Below are 9,258 nucleotides of genomic sequence, written 5' to 3'. Positions count from 1 at the left end.
GAATAACCTATATCGTCCAATGCACTTTTTAGGCCTTTTTCTTCAATATTCCCAAAATCAGTTTCCACATCATCTTCAGCGGTGATATCTACTGGTTATTTTGTTGCAATAAAATATTTCATCATTATGCTTAGCTATGGTAGACTGCCAACATGTTTTTTAGAATCGGAGCTGGTGTGTTTTGGAAGCTGCTCATTCCAAAAATAAATCTGGTCTGCATACAAGCGAATCGAATCAACGACCTGTTGTTCTTCGTTATATTGTTCAAGGGAAAAATTCTGGGCTCCTCTTTACAGGATAGAAAGGCAAAGCATAAAAAGGAAAAAAACGCAATGCGTTTTAAATAAAAGAGATGCATTAGTTTGAGATATAAATAATATCTCAAATGTATATCTATTAAATATTGGTTTGTATCTATTTATATTATGCTTGTGTTAACTAATTTGTATTGTTTTTGGTTTCTGGGCGTTAGTATCGTATTTTTACATTTATAAATAAAGCTTTAAAAAAAAAGGGGTTAATTATTAATTAACCCCTCTCATTTAATTATTTTTAAAAGTAATAACGTAGACCAATTTGGAATTGATATCGACAGCAATTCGATTTATTGAAGCTGTTCTTTTATTTTGATCTGCTGTACCTATTTTTGAAAAGATAAAATATAAATGAGTAAATAAAATGTACTTTTCTTATGAGTATACCAACTTTATCTATCTCATATGTTATATAATATTAATTAATTATCAAGCGCCTGCCTTGTTGCGGAAAGATTAATTTTAAGCCTTTAGTGTTCTCAGAAATCAATTGTTGTTTTACTTTTTCTGCTGTTTGTTGGGGTGGTTTTGTATGCGTTACAATAAAAGAAACTTTCTTAAATTCTTTTTCATCGGTTAAAGCTTCCAGTTTATGCAGTTCGCTAAAAAAAAGTCTAGGTGTAAGGTGCCCGAATAATTGTTTGTCTGGCTGTTCGTTTGGAAAAGACACCTCCAGGAATATGGCTTTTAACTGTCCCGAATTAATGAGCGGTGCTATTGTTTGCCATAACTTAGTGAGTTTATCCGATTTTTCAATTTCATCGGCGCCTGTGTCTCCCAGATAAAGTACATCACTATTACCATGGCTGATGAGAAAGGCCGTGCTTTTATAAGGATTACCATGGCTCAATTCAAAAGCTTTTACTTTCATTTCCGTACCCTCTAGCGGATAAGTATTGCCTTCGATCAATGGGAAATAAGTATACTTTTTTAACTGTGGTTTTTCGCCTTCATTGGCAAAATTGGCCCAGGCGTCCCAGGTAAAATATTTATCCCTTAAAATGCTAAGTACAGCAGGCATGCCATAGATGTTTTTTGCGGTATCGGCTGGCGAATTGATTATTAAACCTGCTACATGGTCTAAATGCGCATGTGAAATCAAATATCCTTTAATCTGTTTACGTTGAATTTCTTCACTTATGCCTTTAAGCGATTGATGATCGATTGCTTTTTGAATACCGGCATTTATGGTTCCTGCATCGAGACAGACATATTTATTGCTGCCTTTAGGCGCAATCATATAAGATGACAAATTACTCTCATCATCGCCGCCCTTCACGCCAAGTGGTATGATGGTAAAAGCGGTATTTATCTGTTGCCCCCTGGAATGAATGGAATAGAGGGATAAAAACAATAGAAGGGGAAATGTTTTTTTGAACATGATGAATGAATTATATCGTTTCTCCTTTAAATATGACCTCTTTTAAATTTAAATGATCGTCAATGATCAATAAGTTTGCTTGTTGCCCAATTTCTATTTCAGCGGTTAGGTTTTCAATGCCAATTAACTTGGCGGGATATGATGTTCCCATTTTAATCGCTTCATTTAAACTGATGCCACAATTTAATACACAGTTTTTAACGGCTGCTAACATCGTAAGCGACGAACCTGATAGGGTACCATCTGGCATTACAAATTTGTCTCCTTTTTTTATATGTTGATAAGGGCCGGTTGAACAGGCCGTAACGGCATCTGTGATGAGAAACAAACGCTCTTTTAATAGTTTCTGTGCAAATTTAATCACTTCGAAATCTACGTGCTGCCCATCGGCGATAATACTGGCCATGGCTTTGTTATGACTAAAAACAGCTGTTGGTATCCCAGGCTCACGATGGTGGATGGGGTTCATGGCGTTAAAAAGATGGGTAGTGGTTTGGATGCCTTTATCATAAGCGGCTGTAGCTTCCTCAAATGTCGCGTTACTATGCCCGAGCGAAACCACCACGCCATTATCTAGCAGGTATTGAATTACTTCTTCATCCTGTAACTCCGGGGCAATGGTTATCATTTTAATCACACCATCTCCAAAATCAATCAGTTTCTTAATCTCATCAAGTGAAGCCTTCCTTACAAACGCAGGCACATGCGCCCCTAAACGTTTCGGATTCAAAAATGGACCTTCCAGGTGTAGTCCAAGGCAATTTTTTGCAGTTGATCGATGTGCTTTGGCTGCTTTGATACACTCATTAAAAACTTCTGGTGAATTTGTAGCCATACAGGCTAAAAAGCCTGTAGTTCCTTTTTTAAGTAAGTCATCTTCCATGATGGTTAATGACTCTACAGTTGGATCGGCAGAAAATAACCTATTGCCTGCTCCATAAATCTGTAAGTCTATAAAACCAGGTATAACCAGCGAATTTCCATTTTCCTTGTTGTTACTTTCGTTAATACCTGAAATGACAGCACCGTCAATTGCGATGTCCCGGTTTTTTATTAAGATGTTATCCTGAAAATAGGAGGCATTAGGGATTACTTTAGGCATATCGAAATGTTTGAGTAGATTAAGCTTAAGTTCAAAGTTAAATATTGTAACTTGTATAATGAGGTTTTAATTCATGCTGGTAACCTCAAATGATAATTATTAACCTGAGTTCGGTTAATAATTATGTATTTTGATTAGTTTTAACCTCCTTTTTCTAAAGCTATCGTCATGCTGATCCGATAGGTATCGGATTTATTTTACAAGTAGAGAATTAGTATTTTCAATTGCCTTGTAGCTACTGCGTGGTCAGCATCTTTCCTGCTATTAAGACCCTGAAAAAAAATCAGGGCGACGACTTTGAGTTAAAAATATCGGCAGAAAATCTTTCAAACAGATATTAATAATCGAACTCAGGTTATTATCAGAATGGCCTGCACGACCTGGGATTACAATGCATAAAAAAAGCCCCAATTTCTTGGGGCTCTTAAATATGTTTTATAAATGCTTATGCACCTAATTGTACACGTTTGAAAGCTGTTACTGTTAAACCTTTAGCTGTATTATCTAAAAATTTACGAACATCCATAGAACCGTCTTTAACAAACTCCTGGTTTAATAAAGTACTGTCTTTGTAGAATTTGTTCAATTTACCAGCAGCGATTTTCTCAACCATTTCTTCTGGTTTGCCTTCTTGACGGATAACGTCTTTAGCAATCTCGATTTCGCGTTCTATAGTAGCCGGATCAACACCGTCTTTATCAACAGCAACTGGGTTCATTGCAGCGATTTGCATAGCAACATCTTTACCAGCTTCAGTAATATCTGCGCCATTGGCACCTTCAAATACTACTAAAACACCCATTTTACCGTTAGAGTGGATATAAGAAACGATTTTTTCGCCAGAAATATTTGCATATTCCTGAATAACGATTTTCTCTCCGATTTTACCGGTTAGTTCAGTGATGGTTTCAGCAACTGTACGTCCATCTTCTAAAGTAATTGCAGATAATTCTTCAGTAGTAGCAGGATTGTTGGCAACTGCAGCAGCTAAAACAGCCTGAGCTAAATTACGGAAATCTTCAACTTTAGAAACTGGTTCAGTTTCACAAGCCAAAGCAACTAATTTACCATTAGTTCCATCTGCTGAAACAGCGATTGATACCAAGCCTTCAGAAGTAGCATTACCAGAACGAGCAGCAGATACTTTTTGACCTTTTTTGCGCAATAAATCAACAGCAGCTTCGAAATCGCCATTAGCTTCTAATAAAGCTTTTTTGCAATCCATCATACCAGCACCAGTTTGTTGGCGTAGTTTATTTACATCTGCGGCAGTAATTTGTACTGTAGACATTTTATTTCCTTTTTTAAATTTTACAATCTTGTTATAACAATTACAGGTTACAAGTTACAAGCGCCAAGTTAAACTCATGTTAAGCCAACTTAAAACCTGAAACCAGTAACCTGCAATTAAAAAATATTACTATTCTTCTGTTTTAGTTTCTTCTGATGCTGACGCTTCAACTTCTGCCTCAGCAGCTTTTTTACGTCTTGGCTCTTTTGCTTCCGGAGCATCAGCTGCAGCTTTAGCAGCTACTGCTTCTTTTTCAGCCTCATCATCTTTTTCGCGTTTACGTTCATCTAAACCTTCTTCAATAGCTTTGATAATTACGTCAGTAATTAAAGAGATTGATTTTGTAGCATCATCATTCGCTGGAATAGGGAAATCGATGTTAGAAGGATCAGAGTTAGTATCAACCATCGCAAAAGTCGGGATGTTTAATTTTAACGCTTCAGTTACCGCGATGTGTTCTTTCTTAACATCAATTAAGAATAAAGCCGCAGGTAAACGGTTTAAATCAGCAATACCACCTAAAAGTGATTCTAATTTAATACGCTCACGTTGAATCATTAAACGCTCTTTTTTAGATAAGATCGAATAAGTACCGTCTTTAGTCATTTTATCGATGTTAGACATCTTTTTGATTGACTTGCGAACAGTAGCAAAGTTAGTTAACATACCACCTAACCAACGCTCGGTTACGAAAGGCATGTTTACTTTTTTAGCTTGTTCAGCTACGATTCCTTTTGCTTGTTTTTTTGTTGAAACAAATAATACTTTACGTCCTGATTTTACGATTTGTTTAATCGCAGCCGCAGCTTCTTCAGTTTTAGTTAAAGTTTTATTTAAATCTATAATGTGAATTCCATTACGCTCCATGAAAATGTAAGGAGCCATTTTTGGATTCCATTTACGGGTAAGGTGACCAAAGTGTACACCTGCATCCAATAAGTCTTGATAAGTTGTTCTTGCCATTGTCTTTGCCTCCTGTGATTAACGTTTACTGAATTGGAATTTCTTACGAGCTTTAGCACGTCCTGGTTTCTTACGCTCAACCATACGCATATCACGCGTCATTAGGCCTTTAGCACGTAATGCAGGTTTTTTCTCCGCATCTAGTTCAACAATCGCTTTAGCAATAGCTAAACGAACAGCTTCTGCTTGTCCTTTTACTCCACCACCTTGTACATTTACAGTGATATCATAACGGCCTACAAGTTCAGAAACTTCTAAACTTTGGTTTACGATATATTGCAATGGTAAAGTTGGGAAATATTCTTTGTGATCTTTACCGTTAACGGTAATTGCGCCAGCACCATCTTTTAAGTAGATACGTGCAACAGCTGTTTTTCTTCTTCCTGAAGTGTTAGTAACTGACATTTCTTAAAGTTTAATGGTTTTTGGAGATTGAGCTGCATGAGGGTGATTTTCACCTGCATACACAAAAAGATTGGTGTATAATTTTTTACCCAATTTAGTTTTCGGTAACATACCACGTACCGCTTTCTCGATTACACGTTGAGGGTGTTTTGCCATTAACTCCTTAGGAGAAATAAAACGCTGACCACCTGGATAACCAGTATAAGAAACATATTGCTTTTCGCTGAATTTGTTTCCTGTCAATTTAACCTTGTCTGCATTGATAACAATTACATTATCACCGCAGTCTACGTGTGGGGTGTACTCAGGCTTGTTTTTACCACGGATGATCATAGCGATCTTCGATGACAAGCGCCCCAAAATCTCGCCTTGCGCATCAACAACAATCCACTGTTTGTTTACAGTTTTAGCATTGGCCGAGACAGTTTTGTAACTTAACGTATTCACTTGCTTGTATTTAATTTATTAAACAATTTATTATTCCCATTAAATTTGGGACTGCAAAGATAGATAGAATACTTTTATTATCAAATAGTTGAAGAGAAAAATTTTGATATAAAATTATCTTTATTGCGAAGAGTGAAACGATGTGGCCATCTAATTGGTGCTTTTTTGTAAAGCAAAACCTGTGGCTCTTGGGGTGGTTCCAGCCGGGCTTTACGGTAAAACTTTTTTGTTTTTTTAAAGCTTTGACAACCTTCGTGCTTCAGCGCCATTAAGGATGTCGCTGTAATCCCGTTTCAAAAAATCCCGGCTAGTACAATTATTAAAGGTTTTTGGTAAAGTACATATATCAATGCTATTCTTATAAATCGTCAGGCATGTACTTAATATTTAATACACTTGAAAGCATCAATATACCATGTTCGGTGAAAACATAGGGAAGTTTTCTTCTTCCTCCCCAACCATTCCTCATCGGTAAGTTGAAACATAAAATCTTCAGGAAATCGATCTGGATTTCTACCAACTTGCTCATTAAGGCGTTTAGTCTCTACAAAGTAAAGTTCTGCCAGATCACTATCCAGCATCACTTTTACGCCTCTAAGCTCGTAAATGTTATTAACTACAATATTGTCAGGGATGATAAGAAGCATTTGTTTCGCTGTCATATCATTTCGGATTTAAATTCGAGATACTAAAAGTAGTTTTATTTGAACCAATCGGGTCTATAAATTTCCCGCTTTTAGTGCTGCTTTACTGTAACTTTTGTATTCTTTAATCCAATTCCATAGTGCAAAGCCTGCAATAATGGTAAAAATGAAATATTCAATCCCCATAAACTTAATTCCTTTTAGGAAATAGAGATAGGTGGCTACAATATCAATAGTCAGCCATATTATCCAGCATTCCACTCTTTTCTGGATCATTAGAAAAGTGGTAATTACACTCATTACAAAAATAAATGAATCTATAAAAGGGTAAGCGCTCGGCAAATTAAATACTAGGGGCAGCCACTTGTGGAGCTGACTGGCCAGTGTACCTATTAATGATGTACCAACAATGCCAATGGCCAGTAAATACAGAAATTGCCTTAACGGCATAAAACTGATTTTAAGCTCCTTGTTTTTATCTTCTTCTTCGGGCTTTGGATTTTTCCATCGCCACCAGCCCATTATGTTGGTTACAAAAAAGAAAACCATTAAAAACATGTCGGGGTAAAGCTGAATCTGATAATATAAAAAGGCCGATAAAAATACATTCACGATGCCCATTGGCCAGCTCCAAATACTGGCTTTTGCTGATAATATTACAGCAGCGATTCCTGTAATTACAGCAAAGAATTCTAAATAGCTCAATTTATAGCCAAGAGCTGTGAAAAATATACTGTGGGCATCGAAAAATTCCATGTCTATCCGTTGGAAATGTATTAAATGCTAATGTAAATAATTTATTTACGGCTATTGCTTTTCTATTGGCAAACAATCCAAAAATATAGCTGTTATATGGATATCTATTGGCTTATCGCCGTATTTATTAACCAGCAAATTTCGTGTATGCAATATCTCGACCAGATTTTCGGTTATCCTATCCCTTTGTTTTTTAAGAACCTCATTATTGGTTTGGTAGCGGTATCTCTTGGTATTTTAATCAGGTTTATCATTCACAAAACTTTTATGCTGCTTTCCCGTTGGTGGGATTTTATCATTATAAAATCGACAGTAAAGCATTTAAGTAGGCCTGTTGCTTTTTTAATACCCTTATTATTTCTTAATTTCTCCTTAACGCTAATGGAGATGGCGCCAACATATCGTCTTCCAATAAATAAAGCAATGGAAATTGCCCTAACGATTATTTTTGCGCTTATTTTAGTGCGGACAATTAATGTCTTGGAGGATTATTTTTATCTAAAATATGATTTAAATAAAGAAAATAACCTCAAAGAACGCAAAATAAGAACGCAATTACAGTTTGTCCGAAAGTTCATTGTTTCGCTTATCATTTTAGTAACGGTTGCTATTATCTTGTTGAGCTTTGAAAGTATGCGTAAAATTGGGGCAGGGCTGCTTACTGGTGTGGGTATAGGAGGAATTATTATCGGTTTTGCGGCGCAGAAATCGCTTGGTAATTTATTGGCAGGTTTTCAGATTGCCTTTACGCAGCCAATAAGAATTGATGATGTGTTGATTGTAGAAGGCGAATGGGGTAAGGTAGAAGAAATTACGCTTACTTATGTGGTGGTTAATATCTGGGATCAAAGGCGGTTAATCCTGCCGATTACCTATTTCATCGAAAAGCCCTTCCAAAACTGGACACGTGTTTCGGCTGATTTGCTTGGAACGGTTTTTTTATATCTTGATTATACCATCCCGATAGAACCGATGCGGCAGGAATTAACAAGATTGTTGAATGAAAACCCCTTGTGGGATAAAAGGGTAAATGTTGTACAGGTTACCGACAGTACTAAAGACGGGACCATCGAAGTACGTTTTTTGATGAGTGCCTCCAATTCATCGAGGGCTTTTGATTTGAGGTGTTATGTAAGGGAAGCGATGATTGCTTTTATTCAGACTAACTACCCTGAAAGTTTACCTAAAAAAAGATTAGAACATTGGGATAAGCCTGCGGGTTTGTAATTTTCACCATTTAGACAACTAAACTATTCTTCCAGTTTGTGTAGTAGAATTTAGGCAATAATTAGGACAATGTTTATCGTATTGGTCATTAATTCAACAATAGGATTTTAAAAAAACTACTTAAAAATAGGTAGTTCTGTTTACCTGAAATCTAGTATTTTAACTATAACGACAGGTTCTGGCATTTTTTTGGCATATGCGGTAAGAAAAAAAATGACTAAAAATCTATGAAAAACATTTCAAAATTATTATCTCTTGCGCTTGTTCTATCGTTATTATTTTCTTGTAAAAAAGATTCAGAAACTACGCCTACCAAAAGTGGTAAAACCGCAAAATTTACCATTACCGCAAACGGTGTAAATTCAACTGATGACTACGTTTCTTTTGTAATTGTAGGTGGTGATACTAAAGGCACTAAAACCATCTGGAAGGTAAATGGCGTGACCAGAAACAACGAAGCTGCTATTTCTTTAGGTAAAGATGATTTCACAGGAAGTACCAAAACCTATGTAATTGAAACTGTATTGCCCGTTGATATAATTAGTGCCAGTGCGCAGTGCATTAACTTTAATGCCAGTTATCAGATCAGCTATAAAGCGGAGATAGATGGCAAAGTAGTCACCAATGATGATGGTGTTACTGTTGATGTTAATAAAGATTATACCCACCAATTCGATTATTAATTGCTCTTTAGTAATTCTCTAAATGAAGCGGCACAAGTAAATTTT

9 protein-coding genes and 1 pseudogene are annotated in these 9,258 nt (G+C 36.2%); 2 read left to right on the top strand and 8 right to left on the bottom strand.

All coding sequences use genetic code 11. The features are described from left to right. Nucleotides 1-732: 732 nt before the first annotated feature. The 8 genes and pseudogenes from OQX63_RS19235 to pnuC form a co-directional block, all read right to left on the bottom strand. Nucleotides 733-1,695 carry an MBL fold metallo-hydrolase gene (locus OQX63_RS19235; protein WP_265852434.1) on the bottom strand — a complete coding sequence of 321 codons (963 nt, stop codon included), beginning with the start codon at nt 1,693-1,695 and terminating at the stop codon, nt 733-735. Between the two features lie 10 nt (nt 1,696-1,705). Continuing rightward, entirely contained in the window at nt 1,706-2,797 is a 1,092-nt protein-coding gene (gene nagA, locus OQX63_RS19230; RefSeq protein WP_265852433.1) for an N-acetylglucosamine-6-phosphate deacetylase, read from the bottom strand. Between the two features lie 445 nt (nt 2,798-3,242). Further along, nucleotides 3,243-4,088 (bottom strand): translation elongation factor Ts, encoded by an 846-nt coding sequence (gene tsf, locus OQX63_RS19225; RefSeq protein WP_265852432.1) that lies wholly within the window; start codon nt 4,086-4,088, stop codon nt 3,243-3,245. Nucleotides 4,089-4,217: 129 nt separating this feature from the next. Beyond that, entirely contained in the window at nt 4,218-5,051 is an 834-nt protein-coding gene (gene rpsB, locus OQX63_RS19220) for a 30S ribosomal protein S2 (RefSeq protein ID WP_057931874.1), read from the bottom strand. A gap of 18 nt (nt 5,052-5,069) precedes the next feature. Next, complete coding sequence (gene rpsI / locus OQX63_RS19215; protein ID WP_265852431.1) at nt 5,070-5,456, bottom strand: 30S ribosomal protein S9; 387 nt, start codon at nt 5,454-5,456, stop codon at nt 5,070-5,072. A gap of 3 nt (nt 5,457-5,459) precedes the next feature. Then, on the bottom strand, nt 5,460-5,903 hold the full coding sequence (gene rplM, locus OQX63_RS19210; RefSeq protein ID WP_047799009.1) for a 50S ribosomal protein L13: 444 nt from the start codon (nt 5,901-5,903) through the stop codon (nt 5,460-5,462). A gap of 358 nt (nt 5,904-6,261) precedes the next feature. Beyond that, nucleotides 6,262-6,484: pseudogene (locus tag OQX63_RS19205) on the bottom strand (ORF6N domain-containing protein). Between the two features lie 138 nt (nt 6,485-6,622). Further along, nucleotides 6,623-7,303, bottom strand: a complete 681-nt coding sequence (pnuC, locus tag OQX63_RS19200) for a nicotinamide riboside transporter PnuC (RefSeq protein WP_265852429.1) — start codon at nt 7,301-7,303, stop codon at nt 6,623-6,625. A gap of 147 nt (nt 7,304-7,450) precedes the next feature. Between pnuC and OQX63_RS19195 the strand changes: the two genes are divergently transcribed. Together OQX63_RS19195 and OQX63_RS19190 are read left to right on the top strand one after the other, a co-directional pair. Then, nucleotides 7,451-8,530: a mechanosensitive ion channel family protein gene (locus OQX63_RS19195; protein WP_265852428.1), complete on the top strand. Its 1,080-nt coding sequence runs from the start codon at nt 7,451-7,453 to the stop codon at nt 8,528-8,530. A gap of 227 nt (nt 8,531-8,757) precedes the next feature. Continuing rightward, complete coding sequence (locus tag OQX63_RS19190) at nt 8,758-9,213, top strand: hypothetical protein (RefSeq protein WP_265852427.1); 456 nt, start codon at nt 8,758-8,760, stop codon at nt 9,211-9,213. Nucleotides 9,214-9,258: the final 45 nt, after the last annotated feature.

It is taken from the genome of Pedobacter sp. PF22-3, assembly GCF_026239555.1.
Lineage (GTDB): Bacteria > Bacteroidota > Bacteroidia > Sphingobacteriales > Sphingobacteriaceae > Pedobacter.
This window is presented reverse-complemented; position numbering and strand designations above follow the sequence as displayed.

Bases quoted from the DNA above. Each gene is read 5' to 3' on its own strand.
- rpsB (WP_057931874.1), bottom strand. From the start codon at position 5,051: ATGGCAAGAACAACTTATCAAGACTTATTGGATGCAGGTGTACACTTT.
- OQX63_RS19195 (WP_265852428.1), top strand. From the start codon at position 7,451: ATGCAATATCTCGACCAGATTTTCGGTTATCCTATCCCTTTGTTTTTT.
- rpsI (WP_265852431.1), bottom strand. From the start codon at position 5,456: ATGTCAGTTACTAACACTTCAGGAAGAAGAAAAACAGCTGTTGCACGT.
- OQX63_RS19235 (WP_265852434.1), bottom strand. From the start codon at position 1,695: ATGTTCAAAAAAACATTTCCCCTTCTATTGTTTTTATCCCTCTATTCC.
- pnuC (WP_265852429.1), bottom strand. From the start codon at position 7,303: ATGGAATTTTTCGATGCCCACAGTATATTTTTCACAGCTCTTGGCTAT.
- tsf (WP_265852432.1), bottom strand. From the start codon at position 4,088: ATGTCTACAGTACAAATTACTGCCGCAGATGTAAATAAACTACGCCAA.
- nagA (WP_265852433.1), bottom strand. From the start codon at position 2,797: ATGCCTAAAGTAATCCCTAATGCCTCCTATTTTCAGGATAACATCTTA.
- OQX63_RS19190 (WP_265852427.1), top strand. From the start codon at position 8,758: ATGAAAAACATTTCAAAATTATTATCTCTTGCGCTTGTTCTATCGTTA.